The sequence below is a fragment of the Sphingomonas sp. AC411 genome, from assembly GCF_979253035.1.
In genome coordinates this window covers 1,830,740-1,851,060 of record NZ_CEEDAQ010000001.1, presented here as the reverse complement: position 1 = coordinate 1,851,060, position 20,321 = coordinate 1,830,740, and the positions used below count along the sequence as shown (strand labels likewise).

Below are 20,321 nucleotides of genomic sequence, written 5' to 3'. Positions count from 1 at the left end.
TCGACGCGCTTACGCTGTCGCGACGCGCGTCCGATGCCATCCCCTTGCACGCAGCCCCTTCGAAGCGCAGTCTGTTGATCTAAAGCAATAGGCTCAGGCTCATCGGGCCGGATTAACAAGGGTGGCGGCATGTTCTTCGTACGACAGGGGCCATTGTGGTTTCGGCTGACCACGGGCGCTCTCGTCGCCTGGGCGCTCATCGGCTGCTTCATGTTCCTGCAGCAGGTGCGGCTCGGCGCCGATGCCGTGGGGAGGGCGAGTGCCTATGACCGGGCGCTCTATGCGACCCTGCCCAACTGGTACGTTCCGCTGTTCGCCGTCGCGGTCCTGTCCGGGCTGATCGGCGCCGTGCTGTTGTTCATGCGCCGTGCCAGTGCCCGCCCGTTCCTGATCGCATCGCTGGGCGCCACGATCGTGCAGTTCGGCTGGCTGTTCGCATCGACCGATATCGTCGCGCGCAAGGGCGCCGGCGAGACTCTCGTATTGCCCCTGGTCGTCGTCGGAATCGCCGCGTTCACGCTCTGGCTCGTCGGCCATGCCCGGCAGAAGGGATGGGCGGTATGACCGCTCCCGGGCTGATGATCCGAAGGCTGGGCGAGCCCCGACGCGCGCGCTACTAGCATCGCCATGTCCACGACCTACACCCTCGACACCGCGACGAGTCGCGCAAACCCCACGCCGGCCCCGCTGAAGCGGCTGACGATCCCCGCGATCCGCCGCCAGAAGGGCAAGACGCCGCTCGTCATGCTCACCGCCTACACCGTGCGCACGGCGCAGTTGCTCGATCCGCATTGCGACATGCTGCTCGTCGGCGACAGCCTGGGGCAGGTGATCTACGGCCTGCCGTCGACCGTGCCCGTCACGCTCGACATGATGGCGGCGCACGGCGCGGCGGTGGTGCGGGGCAGCTATCACGCAGTCGTCGTCATCGACATGCCGTTCGGCAGCTATGAGGCGTCGCCCGAAAAGGCGTTCGAGAGCGCGGCGTTCTTGCTCAAGCAGACCGGCGCGGCGGCGGTAAAGCTCGAGGGCGGCACTGCGATGGCGCCGACCGTCAAGTTCCTGACCGAGCGCGGCATTCCGGTGATGGGTCATGTCGGCCTCACGCCGCAGGCGGTGAACGTGCTCGGGGGCTATGGCGCCCGCGGTCGCACGCCCGAGGAAGCCGCCAAGATCGTCGCCGACGCGCAGCACATCGCCGAGGCAGGCGCCTTCGCACTGGTGATCGAGGGCGTGGTCGAGCCGATCGCGATCGAGATCACCAACACCATCGCGTGCCCGACGATCGGCATCGGTGCGTCGGCGCAGTGCGACGGCCAGGTGCTGGTAACCGAGGACATGCTCGGCATGTTCGAGCGTACCGCGAAGTTCGTGAAGCGGTTCGCCGACATCGCCGACACCATTTCGTCCGCGACGCAGACCTATGCGGACGATGTCCGATCGCGCACATTCCCGGGGTCCGAGCAGGTCTACGTGCCCAAGGATTGATCCGCTTCCGTTTCGGTCCCGGCGCGGCTAAGGTCCGCGCCGTCCATCCCCCAATATTCCGGAGTTGTCCTTGGCCCTCCCGCCGAAAACCGATGAAGCATTCCTGCGCGAGGTCGACGAAGAACTCCGTCGCGACAAACTCGCCGGATTCTGGACGAACTGGGGTATCTGGGTCGCGATCGGCGTCGTCGCCGCGCTCGCCGCACTGGCCGGCTTCCTTTACTGGCAGCATCACAATGGCGAGGCCGCCGGCGTCGAGGGTGAGCAGCTTCAGGCCTCCTACGACTCGCTCGGTGCCAACAACGCCGCGGCTGCGGCCAAGCCGCTCGCCGAACTCGCCAAGTCGAACCGCGACGGCTACCGCGCGCTCGCGCTGTTCACGCAGGCCGACGTCCTGCTCCAGAAGGACGACCTGAAGGGCGCCGCCGCCAAGCTCGGTGCGATCGCCGCGGATACGTCGCTGGCTAAGCCGTTCCGCGATCTCGCACTCGTTCGCCAGACCTCGGCCGAGTTCGACACGCTGAAGCCACAGGTCATCGTCGAGCGGCTTCGTCCGCTCGCTGTCCCCGGTGGGCCGTGGCTCGGCAGCGCGGGCGAGATGGTCGCGATCTCCTATCTCCGCATGAACCAGCGTCAGCAGGCGGGGACGTTGTTCGGCCAGATCGCGCGCGATACCGGCGTGCCGGAGACGATCCGTCAACGCGCGGTTCAGATGGCCGGCGTACTGGGTGTGGACGCTGTTGCCAGCACGGGAGCTACTGCCAGGGTGATCACTCCGGCTGCATCAAACGAGGATACCAAGGCGCAATGATGAAGACATATCGGGTGACGGTCGCCGTCGCCGCGCTCGTGGCGCTCAGCGGTTGCGGAATCTTCAAGGGTGGCGTGAAGAAGACGCCGACTGTCGGCGACCGCGTCTCCATTCTGGTCTCGGAGAACGAGGTCGAGACCGACAAGACGATCGCCGACGTCCAGGTCCTGCTGCCCGCGCCCGCCGTCAACGACGCTTGGACTCAGCCCGGCGGCAATCCGGCGAAGTCGATGGGTCAGCTCGCGCTCGGCGATCAGCCGCAGCGGGCGTGGCAGGCCTCGATCGACGGCGGCTCGAACCGCCAGCGGCTCGGCGCGGCACCGGTTATCGCGGACAACAAGCTGTTCGTGACCGATGTCACCGCGACAGTCCATGCGTTTGCCGCCGATACCGGTGCTGCGCTCTGGAGCGCGGGCATTACCGAGGGCAAGCTGAACAGCGCGGCCCGCTTCGGCGGCGGGGTCAGCTATGACGACGGCAAGCTGTATGCCACCGACGGCGTCGGGGACGTCGTCGCGATGAATGCGGCCGACGGTGCGATCCTGTGGCGCGCCAAGCCCGGTGCACCGCTGCGTGGCTCGCCGACCGTCGCGAACGGCGCGGTGTACGTCCTGACGCAGGACAACCAGGTGTTCTCGCTCAACCAGGCCGACGGCAAGGTCCAGTGGGTCCAGTCGGGCACGCTGGAAACGCAGGGCGTGTTCGGCGTCGCGGCGCCCGCGGTCAGCCAGGGCACCGTGGTCGCCGGCTTCTCGAGCGGCGAACTCAGCGCCTATCGCTACGAGAATGGCCGTATCCTCTGGCAGGACGCGCTGTCGCGCACCTCGGTCACCACCTCGGTGTCGAGCCTGTCGGACATCGACGCCGCACCGGTGATCGACGGCGGCCGCGTTTATGCGGTCGGGCAGGGTGGCCGCATGGTCGCGCTCGAGCTGTCGACCGGTCAGCGCCTTTGGGAGCAGAACTTCGCGGGTATCTCGACGCCGTGGATCGCGGGCGAATGGCTGTTCGTGGTCACCGACGATGCGCGTCTCGTCTGCCTGTCGCGGTCGAACGGCAAGGCCCGCTGGATCGCCCAGCTGCCGCGATTCCAGAACGAGAAGAAGCGCAGCAACGCGATCACCTGGTTCGGTCCGATCCTCGCCGGCAACCGCCTGGTCCTCACCAACTCGCGCGGCGAGATCAATTTCGTCTCGCCGACGGATGGCACGGTAAGTTCGACGATCGAGACGAAGACGCCGTTCTCGCTGCCGCCGATCGTGGCGAACTCGACGCTCTACACGCTCGACCAGAAGGGCAAGGTCACCGCCTACCGGTGATATGAACGAGGGTGCACGAAATCCTCCCTCGCTAGGGGAGGTGGCTGGCCTTGCCAGACGGAGGGGAGGAAAGGGGTAACCGGTGTTCCGTAACCTCCCCTCCGTCACCTTCGGCGACACCTCCCCCTTGCGGGGGAGGATCGTAAGATCCTAATGTCGATCCAGCGTAGGTGACGCCAGCGCGTTCCCGCGCTAAGGGCCTGCCATGTCCAAACTCCCCGTGGTCGCGATCGTCGGCCGCCCAAATGTCGGCAAGTCGACCCTGTTCAACCGCCTCGTCGGCAAGAAGCTCGCGCTGGTCGACGACCGGCCCGGCGTCACGCGTGACCGCCGCGAAGGTGATGCGTCGCTGATCGGCCTCGAATTCCGCATCATCGATACCGCCGGCTACGAGGATCACGACGCGCAGACGCTCCCAGGCCGGATGCGCCAGCAGACCGAGGCGGCCGTCGCGCAGGCCGACGTCGCGCTGTTCCTGTTTGACGCGCGTGCCGGCATCGTGCCGCTCGACGAAGAGATCGCCCGCTGGCTCCGCACCGCCGACGTCCCCGTCATCCTCGTCGCCAACAAGGCCGAGGGCCGCGCGGGCGAAGACGGCATCCTCGAATCGCTCGCGCTCGGCTTCGGCGACCCGGTCCAGCTATCCGCCGAGCACGGCGAAGGCATGGGCGACCTCTTCGAAGGCCTGCTCCCGCTGCTCGAAGGCAAGGAGGAGCTGCCCGAGGAAGAGCCCGACAACGAATATGAAGGCCTGTTGAAGCTCGCGATCGTCGGCCGTCCGAACGCGAGCAAGTCGACGCTCGTCAACCGCATCCTCGGCGAAGATCGCATGATCACCGGCCCCGAAGCCGGCATCACGCGCGATTCGATCAGCGTCGACTATGACTGGCACCCGACCGGTGGCGAGCCGCGGAAAGTCCGCCTGATCGACACCGCCGGCATGCGCAAGCGCGCCAAGGTGCAGGACAAGCTCGAGAAGATGTCGGTCGAGGACGCGCTCCACGCGGTCGACTTCGCCGAGGTCGTCGTGCTGCTGCTCGACGCCACGCTAGGTCTGGAGGCGCAGGATCTCCGTATCGCCGACAAGGTGCTGCAGGAGGGCCGGGCACTCGTCATCGCGCTCAACAAATGGGACATCGCCGAGAGCGCCTCGTCGCTGTTCAACGGCGTTAAGCGCGCGCTCGAAGATGGCCTGAGCCAGGTCAAGGGCGTCACCGTGATGACCGTGTCCGGCGCGACCGGCAAGGGCATCGACCAGTTACTGCAAGCCTGTTTCGACACCCGCGACGCCTGGTCTAAGCGGGTCGGCACCGGCGAGCTCAACCGCTGGTTCGAGCGCGCGATCGAGGCGACGCCACCACCGGCCCCAGGCGGCAAGCGGATCAAGATGCGCTACGTCACGCAGGTCAAGACGCGTCCCCCAGCTTCGTCATCTTCGGCACGCGCGTCGATCAGCTGCCGGCGAGCTACGAACGCTATCTGGTCAATTCGATGCGCAAGGACCTCGGCTTCGGCGCGGTACCGGTCCGCCTGATGTTCCGTGCGCCGAAGAACCCGTACGACGACAATGGCAGGGGCGGCGGCGGCAATTAAGCGGCGGCGTCCGGGATGGTTCGCATCGACGCCCGGGGTATGCGTTGCCCTTGGCCGGCGGTGCGGCTCGCCCGCGCGCTGCGTGACGGCGCGCGGCGGGTCGAGGTTTTAGCGGACGATCCGCAGGCGCCGACCGAAATCGCCGCGGTCGCCGAGGTGGCCGACGCGACGGTAGATATCATTTTGGATGAATTTTACCGGACCTTTGTCGTAACTTGTCGGTAGTATGACAACAGTGTGTTTACCTGAAACGGGTAAGATACGGTTCAAATCTTCATGGCGCTATTGCTCAACAGGAGAAGGCGACTTGTCGTTCGAAGGAAGCACCTTGATCAACTGGCCGGCATATTCGCAGGCGCGGAGTGAACTGGGTGCGGGATTCGTCCGTATCCTGGGCTATTTCCGTGAGGACGGCGTGAAGTCGGTCGCCGCGATCGAGGCGGCGATGCGCTCGCTCAATGCGGCGGCGATGGTGATCCCGGCGCATACGCTAAAGGGCGAGGCGCGGCAGTTCGGGGCGGAACCGCTCGCGGACCTTGCCGAGGCGATCGAGGTCATCGCGCGCGATTGCGTCGAGATGCAGGATACGCCCGAGGAAGCGCTTGAGCACATCGTCCAATTGCGGCCGCTGTTCGTCGAGACGCTGACGTTGCTGGAGCGCGAAGCCAATCCGATCGTGGCCCGCAAGCCTGCCGCCGGCGGCTTCGGTCGTCGTGCGATCCCGACCGGGTTCGGCGAAGAGTAACACGCCGCCGAGTGCTACTGGTCGGCGCCTACTATTGATCATGTCCGTCATCCCAGCGAAAGCTGGGATCCAGAGCCACCAACATCGTCTCAAGAAGCCCTGGGTCCTGACTTTCGTCAGGATGACGGGGAAGACTACCCCTTCAGATAAGGCGCCGCGCCGGCGCTCGGGCGAATCATGCTCCGAGATCGAGTTCAGCTGGATGTAGTTGTGGATACCCATCCGCGCGATCATCTCGAACTGGCGTTCGAGCGTGTCGACATGCTCTTCCTCGCTGGCGAGGATACGCGCGAACAGGTCGCGGCTGATGTAATCCTTGACCTCTTCGCAGTACGAGATTGCGCCCTTGAGCTGGACGGTGGCTTCGACTTCGAGCGCCAGATCCGACTTCAGGACTTCCTCGACGGTCTCGCCGATGCGGAGGCGGCCGAGCAGCTGGAAGTTCGGCAGGCCGTCGAGGAACAGGATGCGCTCCGACAGCCAGTCGGCATGCTTCATCTCGTCGATCGATTCCATCCGCTCGTACTGGGCGAGCTTGTAGACGCCCCAATGCTCGAGCATCCGGTAATGGAGCCAATATTGATTGACCGCGGTCAGCTCGTTCTTGAGCGCCTCGTTCAGATAGTCGATTACTTGGGGGTCGCCGCGCATGGCCATATCTCCGTCACCTCTGACGAACATGTAGCGCCGGCAATATCGCAACCGCAACCCGAAAAATGGCGGATTTCTGCGGTTTCTTAGCTGTTGCGACGCTTATGCAGCAGCGCGTTCCTCATTGATAATCGCTCGCGCTACCGATGTGCACTGGCCGCATTTGGGCTGGCGGCCCATCGAACGAAAGGCTTGGCACGGTGTGGTGCAACCGCCGCGTGCGCAGTTGCGGACGTCGGATTCTCGTATGGCATTGCAAACGCAGACGACCATGGGAACTCCCTAGCTATGAGCCGGGAATACGGATAATGCGAACCACTCGCAAGCTCTTTTGCGTCTTATTCGCAAATAGCATCATCGGCTGGTCGTAAACGCCGAACCGCGCATCGGCTGCCATGCGTATCGCGCCAGGGCTGCGCCACAGCCATTCGAGCGGGCCATAGCGGAAGCGATCGAGCCAAGGCTTCGACCATCCGAGCATCGCGATCCATACCAGCGCCACGACGATATAGAGTTGCGCGCGCGTCAGATGACCGAACAGGCCGACGCCATAGCCGTAGAACAGCGTCGTGCAGACCAGCGACGTGCCGATATAATTGGAGAACGCCGCGCGCCCCGCGGCCGCGATCCGCGTGGTCAGCCACCCGCCGGGCCGGGCCAGCACGATGATCGACGCGGCATAGCCGAGGATCAGGACCGGCCGCACCGGCGTCGCCAGCGTGATCCACGACAGCAGGACATAGCGCGGCTCGAAACCATGCCCGATCTCGACCGTCGCGATCGCCGCATAGGCGACCCAGCCCAAGCCGACGCAGACGATCGCGATCGTCCGATACGCGCGGCGCGACCATGCGCCGGTCAGGAACCCCGACCGCAATCCCGCCATGCCAAGCAGCATATAGCCCAGCGTCTCGGCGCCGACCGCCACGATCACGCTCGCCGGATCGACCTGATCGGACCAGCGGTGCGCGACGAGATCGGCGTAGCTGCCTCGCCCGATCGCGAGCTGGCGGGTGATTTCGTGCCGCGTCGGGCCGCCAAAGTTTGCCGCGAAACTCTGCCAGTTCGCCACCGCGCGTGCGGTCGCGTGGGGGACCAGGGCCGTGGCGTGCAGGTCGAACGCATAGCTGGCGAGCAGGACGGACTGGATCATCTGCAAGACGACGAACATCAGCCCCATCAGCACCAGCAGACGCGTCGGCAGGCGGTGGAACATGAACGCCACGCAGCCGACGATCGCATAGTGCAGCAGGATATCGCCCCACCAGATCAGGTAGAGATGGATCGCACCGAACACGGCGAGCCACGCCATCCGCGGAAAATGCACCGCTGCGGCTTCGTCGCCCTGCGCGCGCGCGCTGTCGATGACCAGCAGCATCGACGCCCCGAACAACACCGATAACAGCCCGCGCATCTTGCCGTCGATGACGATGAAGTTGGCGGTCCATGCGATCGTGTCGGCAAGGCTCGGCGCGCCCATCGACGCCGGCGACATATAGGCGAAGTACGGAAAGCCGAACGCGGCGATGTTGGCGGCGAGAATACCCATGACCGCAACGCCGCGGATGACGTCGAGCGTGGCGATTCTGGTGGAGGAGGGGGTCATGCGGGGAGGGCGATGTGCAGGCAGTGTAGACGCTGGTGCAGCATCTTCTGGGGTGTTTCGCGGGGTCGTCTCGGCGGCTGGGATGCGGCGTCGTTGCGTTCGGAAGTGCGGTTATTTTGGTTGGCCGGGGCAGCCTCGGGCCTTGCTCGACCGGCGCTGAGCTCTGGTCGACGCCTTTCAGCGCTGCGGTGATGGAGGAATGCTTCGATCATGATCCGACGCTGGCATATCGGGTTGCTGTAGGACAGCCTGCGCGATGGGCTGAAGCGACTGGGCGATGTGCCGGGGCTTGCCGTGACACGATTGTCTTGGCGATACCTTCACGTCGGTAATTGTTCGTCGCCTGCGCGTGCGTATCCGAACCGGTATCCGTGTCCGAACCAGTATCCGTGTCCGAACTAGTATCCGAGTCCGAACTAGTATCCGTATCCGTATCCGTATCCGTATCCTTGCCCGTCATCGGCACTTCGACCCGGCGCCGAGCTCACGCCACTCGTCGCCCCAGCGGAAGCTGGGGTATTCCTGTTGGCGAGTGTCGCGACCCGATCGGGGAGATCCCAGCTTTCGCTGCGATGACGGAACAGGGGCTGGAATGGGTGACGGCGCTCGGTGGGTGGCGCGTTGGGATTAGCGACGGGTGCGCGATCTGACAGCAGGTCGGGCTTCGAAGAAATGGCGGCACGCACTACCTTGTTCTCCCGCGAAGGCGGGAGCCCAGGCTGGGTCCCGCTTTCGCGGGGACACATCGGTAGTTTAAGGCTGTTTGCTCGATCCCAAATAGCGACCACCCCGGCGTAGGCCGGGGCCCAGTTGCGACACGGATGTTGCTAGCGACGGCGCTTCGTTACTGCTGCCTTCCCAGCTCGGCCCCGGCCTGCGCCGGGGTGGTGAGAAGGGCGCGCGCACGAGCACTGCTGGTATGCCGCCCGCCGACCCTATCATGCCAACGCCGCGTCGACCCCATCAGCTTCGGGAAGAACCCCTCGTGCGCCGTCCGCAGCGTGTCGAGCGCGATGACGTCGTCGCGGTCGGGGCGTTCGAAGATCAGGCGCTTGCCGCCGGTGCGACCCAGGGGTTCGGCCTCGACGTCCGCAGCGTGCGCCGCGCCGAGGAAGTCGAGCAGCGCGTGGTCCTCGACGGTGACGATGTAGACTCCTGATCTTCGGCGAAGAACGCGCGGGCGCAGTCGAACGGCTGCTTGCGGTCGATCATCGCGCCGATCCCGCCAGCCAGCGCCATTTCCGCGAGCGTCACCGCTATGCCGCCGTCGGAGACGTCGTGGACCGCGGTCAGCTGCCCCAGCGCGATAGCTTCGCGGATCAGGTCGCCGACGCGGCGTTCTGCGGCGAGATCGACCGGCGGCGGCGGGCCCGCGTCGAGCTGTTCGCGGCCGTGGCATTCGCGCAGCCACAAGGACTGGCCGAGATGCCCGCCGCGCGTGCCGACCGCGAGGATGATGTCGCCCGAACCCTTGAACGCGATCGTCGCATTCTTCTGCCAGTCGGCCAGCAAGCCAATTGCACCGATCGCAGGCGTCGGCAGGATCGCCGAACCACCGCCGGTCGCCTTGGATTCATTGTAGAGCGAGACGTTGCCCGACACGATCGGGAAGTCGAGCGCGATGCAGGCGTCGCTCATGCCTTCGAGGCAGCCGACGATTTGCCCCATGATCTCGGGGCGCTGCGGGTTGGCGAAGTTGAGGCAATTGGTGACGGCGAGCGGCAGCGCGCCGACCGCGGTCAGGTTGCGCCAGGCTTCGGCGACCGCCTGCTTGCCGCCCTCGACCGGGTCGGCGAAACAGTAACGCGGCGTGCAGTCGGTGGTCATCGCCAGCGCCTTTTGCGTGCCGTGGACGCGGACGACCGCGGCGTCGCCACCGGGGCGCTGGACGGTGTCGGCGCCGACCATGTGGTCGTACTGCTCCCAGATCCAGCGGCGCGAGGCGACGTCCGGCGAGCCCATCAGCGTGAGCAGATCGGCGGCAATATCGTTGCTGTGCGGCGCGTTTTCGAGCGGCGCGGGCTTTGGCGTCGGCACGTGCGGCCGATCGTACAGCGGGGCCTCGTCGGCGAGCGGCCCGAGCGGGATGTCGCAGACCGTCTCGCCCTTGAACGTCAGCACCATGCGGCCGGTGTCGGTAACGCGGCCGATCACCGCGAAATCGAGCTCCCATTTCTTGAAGATCGCCTCGGCCTCGGCCTCGCGGCCAGGCTTCAGGACCATGAGCATGCGCTCCTGCGATTCCGAGAGCATCATCTCGTACGGGGTCATGCCCGTTTCGCGCTGCGGTACGTCGTCCATGACGAGTTCGATGCCGACGCCGCCCTTCGACGCCATCTCGACCGACGACGAGGTGAGACCCGCGGCACCCATGTCTTGGATCGCGACGATGACGTCGGTTGCCATCAGTTCGAGGCAGGCTTCGATCAGCAACTTCTCGGTGAACGGATCGCCGACCTGGACGGTCCGGGCGCTTGGCGTCCGAATCCTCGCCGAAATCGGCCGAGGCCATCGTCGCGCCGTGGATGCCGTCGCGGCCGGTCTTGCTGCCGACATAGACGATCGGATTGCCGATGCCGCTCGCGGCCGAATAGAAGATCTTGTCCTGATCGGCGATCCCGACGGTCATCGCGTTGACCAGGATGTTGCCGTCATACGCGCTGTGGAAGTTTACTTCGCCGCCAACGGTCGGCACGCCGACGCAATTGCCGTAGCCGCCGATGCCGTGGACCACGCCCGAGATCAGGTGGCGCATCTTGGGGTGATCAGGGCGACCGAAGCGCAGCGCGTTGAGGTTGGCGATCGGCCGCGCCCCCATTGTGAAGACGTCGCGCAGGATGCCGCCGACGCCGGTCGCCGCGCCCTGATACGGCTCGATGTACGAGGGGTGGTTGTGGCTCTCCATCTTGAAGATCGCCGCCTGGTTGTCGCCGATGTCGACGACGCCGGCGTTCTCACCGGGGCCGCAGATGACGCGGGGCCCCTTGGTGGGGAGCTTCATCAGGTGGATCTTGCTGGATTTGTAGCTGCAATGCTCGGACCACATGACCGAGAAGATGCCGAGCTCGACCATGTTCGGCTCGCGGCCGATCGCGCGCAGAACGCGCTCATATTCTTCGGGGGACAGGCCGTGGTCGGCGACGATCTGCGGTGTGATCTCGGTCATGGAGCGGGGCTTTAGCGGGGTGGGGGGCGGCTGGCCAGCGTCTCGATCCCCAGCGTCTCGATGCCCAGCGGTGTGGGCAGGATTGGCGCGTTGCCGCCGCTGTGTCACATATCGGCGTCAGACCGCGTGTGAAGCGTGCGCGAGCGGGCGGTTTAAGTGGAGAGTCGAATGAAGACCGTAACTATGTTGGCCGTGATGATGCTTGGCGGCTCGGCGACGCAATTGCCCGCGCAGGGATCGACGAGTTTCTGCGAGCGGCTGGCGCCCAAGCTCAACATGAAGCAGGCTGGCTCGAAGCCTACCCGGGCGACCGAATGGCGGGTCAATACGATGGGCCTGGGATCGCAGCTGTTCGGTGGATCGTCGATGGTCTCGTTCATGGTTCGACCGGCGGGCGAGCAGACTCAGGCCGCGTACGACAGAGCTGAGCAAGGCGTGCAGCCAGTCGGCGAAGGGTATCTTGTGCCGGATCGAGGGGCCGGCCGAACTGACGGTCCAGACCAAGGGTGGCGAGGCGAAGGGTGATGCCGCCGCCGGTGAAAGCGCCGAGGTGGAGTTGCGCAAGGCTTCGATCTTCTGCCGCGACGTGTAGTTACGTCGTTCCCACACACGTCGTCATACTGACGAAAGTCAGGATCCAGGGTAACGGTGCGCGCCGTCTTGTGGCTCTGGATCCTGACTTTCGTCAGTATGACGGGGTGGGGGCGTGGAGATGGCTCTCGGCAGCGGGTGCCGATTTCGCAAGCACGCCCCGAGTCACGTCAAACGTAAGGCGGCTGCGTGTAGCCCTTGGGGCTGAGCGTGAAGATGTCGCACCCCGTCTCCGTAATCCCGATCGAATGCTCGAACTGCGCGGACAGCGAGCGGTCCCGCGTGACCGCAGTCCAGCCATCGTCGAGCAGCTTTACGTCGGGGCGGCCGATGTTGATCATCGGCTCGATCGTGAAGATCATGCCGGGGCGCAGTTCGGGGCCGGTGCCGGGCTTGCCGACATGGACGACTTCGGGCGCGTCGTGGAACAGGCGGCCGACACCGTGGCCGCAGAAATCCCGGACCACGCCGTAGCGGTGCTTCTCGGCGTGCCGCTGGATCGCATTGGCGACGTCGCCCATGCGGTTGCCGAGCTTGGCCTGCTCGATGCCGATCATCAGGCATTCGTAGGTGACTTCGACGAGGCGGCGCGCCTTGATGGGCACGTCGCCGATCAGATACATCCGGCTCGTGTCGCCGTGCCAGCCGTCGAGCAGGGGCGTCACGTCGACGTTGACGATGTCGCCCGATTTCAGCGTCTTCTCGCTCGGGATGCCGTGGCAGACGACATGGTTGATCGAGATGCAGACGCTGTGCGTGTAACCGCGATAACCGAGCGTCGCGGGGACGCCGCCACCGGCGATGATGAAGTCGTAGATCAGCCGGTCGATCTCGGCGGTGGTCACGCCCGGCACCATGTGCGGCACGATCATGTCGAGCGTCTCGGCGGCGAGGCGACCCGCTTTCATCATGCCTTCGAAGGCGGCGGGGCCGTGGAGCTTGATGGCGCCGGTGCGCGCGTCGGGCTGGTCCGATGTGACGGTTACATATTCGGTCATGTCGCTCGATATAGCGTGGCGGCGGCGGTTTTGCGAGGCTATGCGAGGGTCATGGTAGAGGAACGCATCTGGACGGCCGCGCTGACGATCATCGGCGACGAGATCCTGTCGGGCCGCACGCAGGACAAGAACGTCGCGCAGATCGCGGCCTGGCTCAACGTGCAGGGCATTCGCCTCGCCGAAGTGCGCGTGGTCGCCGACAAGACCGAGGCGATCGTCGAGGCGGTCAACACCTTGCGCGCCCGCAACGATTATCTGTTCACGACCGGCGGGATCGGGCCGACTCACGACGACATCACCGTCGATGCGATCGCCGAGGCGCTGGGCGTCGCGGTCGAGCATCACCCTCGGGCGATGGCGGTGCTGGAGGCGTATTACGCGACGCGCGGCGGACTGACCGAGGCACGGGCGCGGATGGCGCGGGTACCGGTCGGCGCGGACCTGATCGACAACAAGGTGTCGGGCGCGCCCGGGATCCGGATCGGCAACATCTTCATCATGGCGGGCGTGCCGCACATTACGGCTGGGATGCTCGACGCGCTGACGGGGACGCTGGAGGGCGGGCGTCCGGTGGTCTCGAAGACGATCGGCTGCTGGGTCGCGGAGAGCGAGGTCGCGGACCTGTTGCGCGACGCCGAGAAGGCGCACGAGGGCGTCGCGATCGGCAGCTATCCGTTCTTCCGCGACGGCAGGACGGGCGCGAACTTCGTGGTGCGGAGTTCGGACGAGGCGCTGGTCGATCGCTGCCTCGCGGACATGACGCGCGATCTCGAAGCGACCGGGCGAGCAGTGACTGCGCAGGGTATTTAAGCACGTTGAAATCCTCCCCGCCAGGAGAGGTGGCGCGTAGCGACGGAGGGGGAGGGGCGACGACCTCTGTTGCGTGTCCGCCCCCTCCGTCCGGCAAGTGTCAGCTACCCCCCGGGGAAAGGATCAGAAGTTCACGCCCCCATTCCGGGCCTTCGGGATCGGGATAGAACGCGTCCGGATCCAAGGGCGCCGCGCGGCTGCGCGACCGGGCTGCCAATTCTCCCTCCACCAGATCCGGCAATGTCGGTACACCGCCGCCGAAACGGATGCGGACATAGCCCATGCTGCCGACCAGCGCCTGGAACACCACGGCATGCTCCTCCTGCTGCATCCGCCGTCCGATCAGCGGCGCGCGCTCGGCGGAGAGATATCCCACCTGCACACCCCGCGCGCTGAACACGGCGACGGCGTTGGCATCATGCGGATTTTTCGGTTCGCGGCGCAGCTCGACCGGCTCGCCGAGGGCGCAGACCAGCAGCTCCATACGGCGGTTGCTTTTGCTGCGGTCCGTGTTGGAAAAGTCGATGCCGACCACGCTGAGCGTCAATTCGTCCATGCCGCACGCTAGGCGCGTCACGCGAAGATCGAAAGTATCGGAGCGCACCAGCGCGAAATCTCATCGTCGCTGCGTTCCCCAGGGCGCTTCATCGTCGCTATGCGACGGCAGCACGGGGTGTATCGGATCAGGATAGGCGTAGAAGTTGTTGCCGCTAAGGCATTGAAAAAGGGGCGACATCGAAATGTCGCCCCACCGACTTAGTTGCTGTCGGAGTTGTCGTCGCCACCGTCGATCGCCATGTACAGACCGCCACCGACGGCGACGGCTGCGAGTGCGACGATCAGCAGACCGGCGCCCGAGACCTTGCTGTCTTCGGTCGTCGACGTGCCGGCGCGGACCGACTTTGCGGCCGAAACGGTAGCAGCTGCGTTGGCGGCAACTGGCATCGCTGCGGCGGCGATTGCGGATACGGCGAGAATGAATTTACGCATTTAGAAAACTCCCTTTTACACGAAACACTAGACTATAAGCTTTGGGCAAAACAGTGAAGAACTAATTAATATTGCCACGGGTATTGCTGGCCGGCGTTGTATTTTGGTCGCGCTATCGCCGGGTCGTTGGGTCATCGCCCCGCCGCCGCATGTCCGTTCGAGCCGGCCCGTTTGAGCCAGCAGTCGAGGACGAGAACGGCCGGGCCTTCGCACCCTTGCCCCAGGCCTTGTTCGGCTGCGCACCCATCACGAACCGCAATTCGCCACCCTGCCGGATCTCGTCGTCGCGCAGATAGCTGCGGGTGAGGGGCGTGCCGTTCAGCGTGACCGACCGGATGTACGGGTTCGCATCCGACAGATTGTCCGTCCGGATCGCGAACTGCTTGCCGCTGGGCAGCGCCAACGTCGCCTGCGACAGGAACGGGCGGCCGATGACATATTCGTTCGATCCAGGGGCAACCGGGTAGAAACCGAGCGCAGTGAACACCAGCCAGGCGGACATCTGGCCAAGGTCGTCGTTGCCGCTCAGCCCCTCGGGCTTGGCGCCATATTGGCTCGCGACGATCTGCCCGAGCCGCTCCTGCGTCCGCCACGGCGCGCCGGCGTAACTGTAGAGATAGGCGACGTGGTGGCTCGGCTCGTTGCCGTGGATATATTGGCCGATCAGCCCGGCGATATCCTCCGCATGGCTGTAATCGACCTTCGAATTGTCGAACTCGAACATCGCATCGAGCTTCTTCACGGTCTTCGCATCGCCGCCGAGCAGCCGGAACAGCCCCGCCTGATCCTGCGGCACGAACCAGCTATATTGCCACGCATTGCCCTCGGTATAATCCGAGCCGTAGTTGATCGCGGTCGGATCGAACGGCGTGCGGAACGCGCCGTTCGCAAGCCGTGCGCGCAGCCAACCGGTTTTCGCGTCGAAGCTGTTGCGCCAATTGCCCGCGCGCTTTTCGAACCGCTCGGCGATGTCGGTCTTGCCCATGCGGCGCGCCATTCGCGCGATCGTCCAGTCGTCATAGGCATATTCGACCGTCTTCGATGCCGCCTCCGGCTCCTTGTCGATCGGCACGTAGCCGCGCTGGATATACTCGCCGAGTCCGCCATAGGAGGCGTGGTCGGCGCTCGCGACCATCGCCTGCAATGCGGCGTCCGCGTCGAAGCCGCCGATGCCCTTCATATACGCGTCGGCAATGACAGGGACCGCGTGATAACCGATCATCGTCCACGTCTCGCGCCCGGCGAATTGCCACACCGGCAGGATACCGTCGGGGCTATGCTGCTGGCTGGCGATCAGCGAGCGGACGATATCGGAATTGGTCTTCTCCGGCTGGATGAGCGTCAGCAGCGGATGTTCGGCGCGGAACGTGTCCCATAGCGAGAAGGTCGAGCGGACCGTGAAGCCGTCGGCCTGATGCACCTGATCGTCGGGCCCGCGATACCGCCCGTCGCTGTCGCTCCAGACGCTCGGTGCGAGCAGGCTGTGATACAGCGCGGTCGCGAAGATCTGGCGCATCAGGGCCGCGGCCTCGAACTTGACCGCGCCCAGCGCAGTATCCCAGTCGCCCTGCGTCTTGGTGCGGACCGCGTCGAAGCCGCCGAGCTCGCTGTCCAGATTGGCGAGCGCTCCGGCCTCGTCGACCCCCGATATCCCGACCTTCACTTCGAGCGGAGCATCGAGGTGACCGAAATCAAGCCGCGCTTCGAGTGCCTGACCGAGTTTCTCCGCCAGCGCATCGCTGCCACGGCCCGGACCCTGGAATCCCTTGTACGCGACGTCCTTCTCGCGATCGACCAGCGCGTGGCCGACCAGCGGCGCGGAGAACCGCATCGCGAAGTAGAGCTTGCGCCCGGGCGCCCAGCCGCGCGTCTCCCGGAAGCCGGTGAGCACGCCGTCGTCCCGCATGTGCAGCCCCGACCACAGGATCTTGCCGGGGTAATTATAGAGCGAAGACCGCAGATCGACCACGATATGCGCGGCCTTGCCCTCAGGAAAGCTGTAGCGATGCACGCCGATCCGCGTGCCCGCGGTCATTTCCGCACGCACGCCGGGACCGTCCAGCGTGACCGCGTAATAGCCCGGCTTGGCTACCTCGGTGGCGTGCGAAAAGCGCGAGCGATAGCCGGGTGCGGCAGGCGTGCCGGGGTCCATCGGCACGGTGTCACCCGACACCGGCATGACGAGGATATCGCCGAGATCCGAATGCCCTGCGCCGAGAAATGCGTGTGGCTGAATCCCTCGATCGTCGGATCGTCGTAGCGATATCCCGCGGCGTGGCCGTAGCAGGTGCGGATCACGCAGGACGTATCGGTATCCGGCGACAACTGGACCATGCCGACCGGCGCGACCGCTCCCGGGAACGTGTGCCCTTCGCCCCCGTCCCGATGAACGGATCGACCGCATCGCTCGGCTTGGCCGCGTCCTGGGCAAAAGCGGCCCCCGACAGGCCGGCCAGGCCCGACAGGAACGTGCCGATCAAGGCAACCGCGAGGCATGATCGTTTGAAAGCCGACATCGAGGTCACCCGTAAGGAGGAAGAAAAGAAGTTGAAAAGCGTAATCGAAGTGCGCGGGCTCGATCCCGTTGACCGTCTCGTCGAACGAAATCAGTATAGCTGCGCCTGGCATGATCGCTCAGCGCGCTTGCAAAGGTCGCGGGCGCGCGCTGGTTGCGGGACGAACCATAATCTGCACGCTCCTGCTTCCTCCGCGGTCGGGTCGTCGGCCGGACTAGATGTCAGCTCTTGCGCAACCGCCGAAGAGGATTAGAACATCAAATTGGATAATTCAAACGAGCAGTTTGGGGTGGGGGCGCAAGTGATGGTCTTGATGACGGGTCGACGGGCCGTGCGCGACGTCCAGGACCACATACTGCGCGTGCTGGCCGCACCCGACAAGGATTTGCTCGTATGACCCTGCAACGCGCACCACGCCGTCGACTATCGGCAGCTAACCTCTCACACCGCGTGCCGCACACCCTCCATCCGGATCGCCGCGCGTGACCGAGCAGACGCCGCCGCGCCTGTCGGGCACCAATCTCGAACGTGCCGCGGATCACAATCAACGCGTGACGCTCCACGCCATCCGGCTCGGCAAATCGCTGACGCGCGTCGATCTGGCGCGGATCACCGGGCTGACCGGGCCCGCTATCGCGAATATCACGCGCCGCCTGTTGCAGGAGGGCATGATCGAGGAGGCCGGGCAACGCCGTGGCGGGCGCGGACAGCCGCCGACCAAGCTCGTGGTCCGGCGCGACGCCTGCTATTCGATTGGCGTCAACATCGACCGCGATCACATCACCATCGTGCTGGTCGATTTCTCCGCGGAGATCCTGGCGCGCAAATCGATCGAGATCGACTTCGCCTTGCCCGACGACGTCCGCGATCTGTTTCGCGGCTCGGTCCGCGCGCTGCTGAAAAGCGCGAAGGTCGATCCCGCCAAGCTCGTCGGCATCGGCGTCGCGCGGCCGGACGACCTGGGGCGGGTCGCGCTGCCGGGTCGTCCGGCGGCCTATGCCGCGTGGGACGGGATCGACATGGCGACGTTGTTCGAAAAGCCGCTGTCCTTGCCGGTGTTCGTCGAGAACGACGCCGCCGCCGCCGCCACCGGCGAGATGCAGCTTGGTCTGGGGCAGAACTACAGCAGTTTCTTCTACATCCTCGTCTCGTCCGGGCTCGGCGGCGGTTTCGTCGCGGACGGCGCCTATGTCCGCGGCGCGCACGGGCGCAGCGGCGAACTCGGCTTCATGACGACGGGGGCGGGAGCCGGAGCAGGGACGGCGGCGGCGGGCGGTCGCGAGACCGTGCAGACGCTGGTGTCGCTGTCGGGGTTGGCGGCGCATTTGTCGGGTTCAGCGTTCGCTATCGGCGACGTGCTCCACCAGGCCGAGTGGAGCCCCGCGGTCGAGCGCTGCCTCGACGAGTGGGTGGAACGCGCGGCCCGGACGCTGTGCACGCCGCTCGACGCGATCAACTGCCTGATCAATCCGGCGGTCATCCTGATCGGCGGACGCCTTCCCAGCCGACTCGTCGAAAAGGTCGCGGACCGGGTGAATGCGATGATCCGCGACGCGACCGACGCGCCGCAGATCGCCCCGTCCGCCGCGCCGCCTTGTCGGAGGACGCGCCCGCGGTCGGCGCGGCGATCCTGCCGTTCAGCCATTTCCTGCTGCCCAAGGCCGGCGCGCTCTGGAAGGATTCCGCGCCCGCGGACTGACCCAGCCCGCCGACGTATACGTCAGCCAGTTCCAGTCCCGGCGATGATTTCCCACAGACTTTCCCGGCGCCGACCCGCCGATGGTGGAGTTACGGCCACGCCGGTCCAAAACTAGCCGAACAATCTATTTGACAATTTGCTTTTACAATTGGCAAATAGCGGCGTCGAGACTGCACGCCGACAGGATCCGATTCAACCGGACGGCCCAACCGAAAACGGTGGGCAGGCGCGCTATTCGCAGGGGTAAGCGAGGGGGCGCAGGCGTCCTCGCGAGGAAGAGGAAAGTCTGATGACCGTAAGCAAAGTCTCGCGTTCAAGCATAGTGCGTGATCGTTTCCGTCGGCCATGTCTGCTGGCGACGGTCAGTCTTACTGCGGCCCTGGCCAGTACCGCCCACGCGCAACAGGCCGCGCCGCCGGTGCCGCCGACGGTCGTCGCGCCCCAGGCCGACCCCGCAACTCCGCCCCAGCCGACCACGCCTGCGCCCGCCACGACTGCGCCCGCCACGACTGCGCCCGCCACGACTGCGCCCGCCACAACTGGGCCCGCCTCGACCGCAACCGCGGAATCCGGCCAGGCTGCCGGCACCATCCAGCCCGACGGCGCGCCGCAGGCCGACGGTACCGTCCAGCCGGAAGAAGCCGGGCAGGACATCGTCGTCACCGGCTATCGTCGTTCGATCGAGAAGAGCCTCAACCAGAAGCGCGAGGCCAACGCGTTCGTCGACGTCATCACCGCCGAGGACGTCGGCAAGTTCCCCGACAAGAACGTCGCCGACGCCTTGCAGCGCGTTCCGGGCGTCGTCATCACCCGCGACGGCGGCGAAGGCAGCCGCGTCAGCATCCGCGGCCTTCAGTCGGGCCTGACGCTCACCTTGCTCAACGGCAATTTCCTCGCCGGTGCCGACAGTGGCGAGCCGCAGCGGTCGTTCAACTACGTCCTGCTTCCGTCGACCTTCATCGCCTCCACCGAAGTCTATAAATCGCCCGAAGCGCGCCTCGAAGAAGGCGGCGTCGGCGGCACCATCATCCTCAACACGCGGCGGCCGTTCGACGTGCCCGCCTGGTCGGGCTTCGTGTCTGCCGAAGGCACCTATTCGGACACTACCGAGAAATACGAGCCGCAGCTCGGCGGCCAGGTTTCGTGGAAGAACAAGGACGAGACGTTCGGCCTGCTGGTCGGCGGCGTCTGGCAAAGCGCACCAACCGCGAACTGCGCAGTTCGTCGGAAAGCTGGCTGTGGTGGAGCGACCGCGACGCGCAGGGCAATGTCCTGACACCCGCGACCGACGTCAACGGCAAGGCCTTCGAGAACGACGACGCGATTTCCTACTGGCCG

General features: G+C 65.6%; 15 protein-coding genes and 4 pseudogenes. 11 read left to right on the top strand and 8 right to left on the bottom strand.

The annotated features are described in order from the left end of the window. Positions 1-129: 129 nt before the first annotated feature. The 7 genes and pseudogenes from AC0IX7_RS09395 to AC0IX7_RS09365 all read left to right on the top strand — a co-directional run bounded on the left by AC0IX7_RS09395 (position 130) and on the right by AC0IX7_RS09365 (position 5,956). A complete protein-coding gene (locus tag AC0IX7_RS09395; protein WP_471811550.1) occupies positions 130-564 on the top strand; it encodes a hypothetical protein in 435 nt (144 codons plus the stop codon). 63 nt (positions 565-627) lie between these two features. Then, the gene (gene panB / locus AC0IX7_RS09390) at positions 628-1,488 is read left to right on the top strand and encodes a 3-methyl-2-oxobutanoate hydroxymethyltransferase (protein WP_471811548.1); all 861 of its coding nucleotides are present in this window, start codon (positions 628-630) and stop codon (positions 1,486-1,488) included. A gap of 70 nt (positions 1,489-1,558) precedes the next feature. Further along, positions 1,559-2,299 (top strand): tetratricopeptide repeat protein, encoded by a 741-nt coding sequence (locus AC0IX7_RS09385; RefSeq protein ID WP_471811546.1) that lies wholly within the window; start codon positions 1,559-1,561, stop codon positions 2,297-2,299. Continuing rightward, entirely contained in the window at positions 2,296-3,618 is a 1,323-nt protein-coding gene (locus AC0IX7_RS09380) for an outer membrane protein assembly factor BamB family protein (RefSeq protein ID WP_248523153.1), read from the top strand. Before AC0IX7_RS09385 ends, AC0IX7_RS09380 begins: the two co-directional genes overlap by 4 nt. A gap of 205 nt (positions 3,619-3,823) precedes the next feature. Further along, positions 3,824-5,211: pseudogene (gene der, locus AC0IX7_RS09375) on the top strand (ribosome biogenesis GTPase Der). A gap of 15 nt (positions 5,212-5,226) precedes the next feature. Next, positions 5,227-5,436, top strand: a complete 210-nt coding sequence (locus tag AC0IX7_RS09370) for a sulfurtransferase TusA family protein (RefSeq protein WP_471811545.1) — start codon at positions 5,227-5,229, stop codon at positions 5,434-5,436. Positions 5,437-5,518: 82 nt separating this feature from the next. Then, positions 5,519-5,956, top strand: a complete 438-nt coding sequence (locus AC0IX7_RS09365) for an Hpt domain-containing protein (protein WP_471811543.1) — start codon at positions 5,519-5,521, stop codon at positions 5,954-5,956. Positions 5,957-6,145: 189 nt separating this feature from the next. Here the strand turns inward: AC0IX7_RS09365 and bfr are convergent. The 4 genes and pseudogenes from bfr to purL form a co-directional block, all read right to left on the bottom strand. Further along, positions 6,146-6,607: pseudogene (gene bfr / locus AC0IX7_RS09360) on the bottom strand (bacterioferritin); the annotation flags it as partial. 102 nt (positions 6,608-6,709) lie between these two features. Beyond that, positions 6,710-6,880: a (2Fe-2S)-binding protein gene (locus tag AC0IX7_RS09355; RefSeq protein WP_248523161.1), complete on the bottom strand. Its 171-nt coding sequence runs from the start codon at positions 6,878-6,880 to the stop codon at positions 6,710-6,712. Between the two features lie 13 nt (positions 6,881-6,893). Next, on the bottom strand, positions 6,894-8,213 hold the full coding sequence (locus AC0IX7_RS09350) for a DUF418 domain-containing protein (protein ID WP_471811541.1): 1,320 nt from the start codon (positions 8,211-8,213) through the stop codon (positions 6,894-6,896). Between the two features lie 938 nt (positions 8,214-9,151). Beyond that, positions 9,152-11,379, bottom strand: a pseudogene (purL, locus tag AC0IX7_RS09345) (phosphoribosylformylglycinamidine synthase subunit PurL). Between the two features lie 168 nt (positions 11,380-11,547). Between purL and AC0IX7_RS09340 the strand changes: the two are divergent. Then, positions 11,548-11,904 carry a hypothetical protein gene (locus AC0IX7_RS09340; protein WP_471811540.1) on the top strand — a complete coding sequence of 119 codons (357 nt, stop codon included), beginning with the start codon at positions 11,548-11,550 and terminating at the stop codon, positions 11,902-11,904. 236 nt (positions 11,905-12,140) lie between these two features. Here the strand turns inward: AC0IX7_RS09340 and map are convergent, their stop codons facing one another. Beyond that, positions 12,141-12,968: a type I methionyl aminopeptidase gene (gene map, locus AC0IX7_RS09335; protein ID WP_471811538.1), complete on the bottom strand. Its 828-nt coding sequence runs from the start codon at positions 12,966-12,968 to the stop codon at positions 12,141-12,143. Between the two features lie 51 nt (positions 12,969-13,019). Between map and AC0IX7_RS09330 the strand changes: the two genes are divergently transcribed. After that, on the top strand, positions 13,020-13,778 hold the full coding sequence (locus AC0IX7_RS09330) for a competence/damage-inducible protein A (RefSeq protein WP_471811537.1): 759 nt from the start codon (positions 13,020-13,022) through the stop codon (positions 13,776-13,778). A 100-nt stretch (positions 13,779-13,878) separates the two neighbouring features. Here AC0IX7_RS09330 and AC0IX7_RS09325 read toward each other — a convergent pair whose 3' ends face one another. The 3 genes and pseudogenes from AC0IX7_RS09325 to AC0IX7_RS09315 all read right to left on the bottom strand — a co-directional run bounded on the left by AC0IX7_RS09325 (position 13,879) and on the right by AC0IX7_RS09315 (position 17,284). Then, on the bottom strand, positions 13,879-14,334 hold the full coding sequence (locus AC0IX7_RS09325) for an HIRAN domain-containing protein (protein WP_471811536.1): 456 nt from the start codon (positions 14,332-14,334) through the stop codon (positions 13,879-13,881). Positions 14,335-14,534: 200 nt separating this feature from the next. After that, entirely contained in the window at positions 14,535-14,768 is a 234-nt protein-coding gene (locus AC0IX7_RS09320; RefSeq protein WP_128454528.1) for a hypothetical protein, read from the bottom strand. Positions 14,769-14,880: 112 nt separating this feature from the next. Continuing rightward, positions 14,881-17,284, bottom strand: a pseudogene (locus tag AC0IX7_RS09315) (GH92 family glycosyl hydrolase). 482 nt (positions 17,285-17,766) lie between these two features. On the opposite strand from AC0IX7_RS09315, the gene AC0IX7_RS09310 reads away from it, so the two are divergent. Both AC0IX7_RS09310 and AC0IX7_RS09305 read left to right on the top strand, forming a co-directional pair. Next, complete coding sequence (locus AC0IX7_RS09310) at positions 17,767-19,098, top strand: ROK family transcriptional regulator (RefSeq protein WP_471811534.1); 1,332 nt, start codon at positions 17,767-17,769, stop codon at positions 19,096-19,098. A gap of 303 nt (positions 19,099-19,401) precedes the next feature. Continuing rightward, positions 19,402-20,259, top strand: a complete 858-nt coding sequence (locus AC0IX7_RS09305) for a TonB-dependent receptor plug domain-containing protein (protein WP_471811533.1) — start codon at positions 19,402-19,404, stop codon at positions 20,257-20,259. The last annotated feature ends 62 nt before the right edge of the window (positions 20,260-20,321 follow it).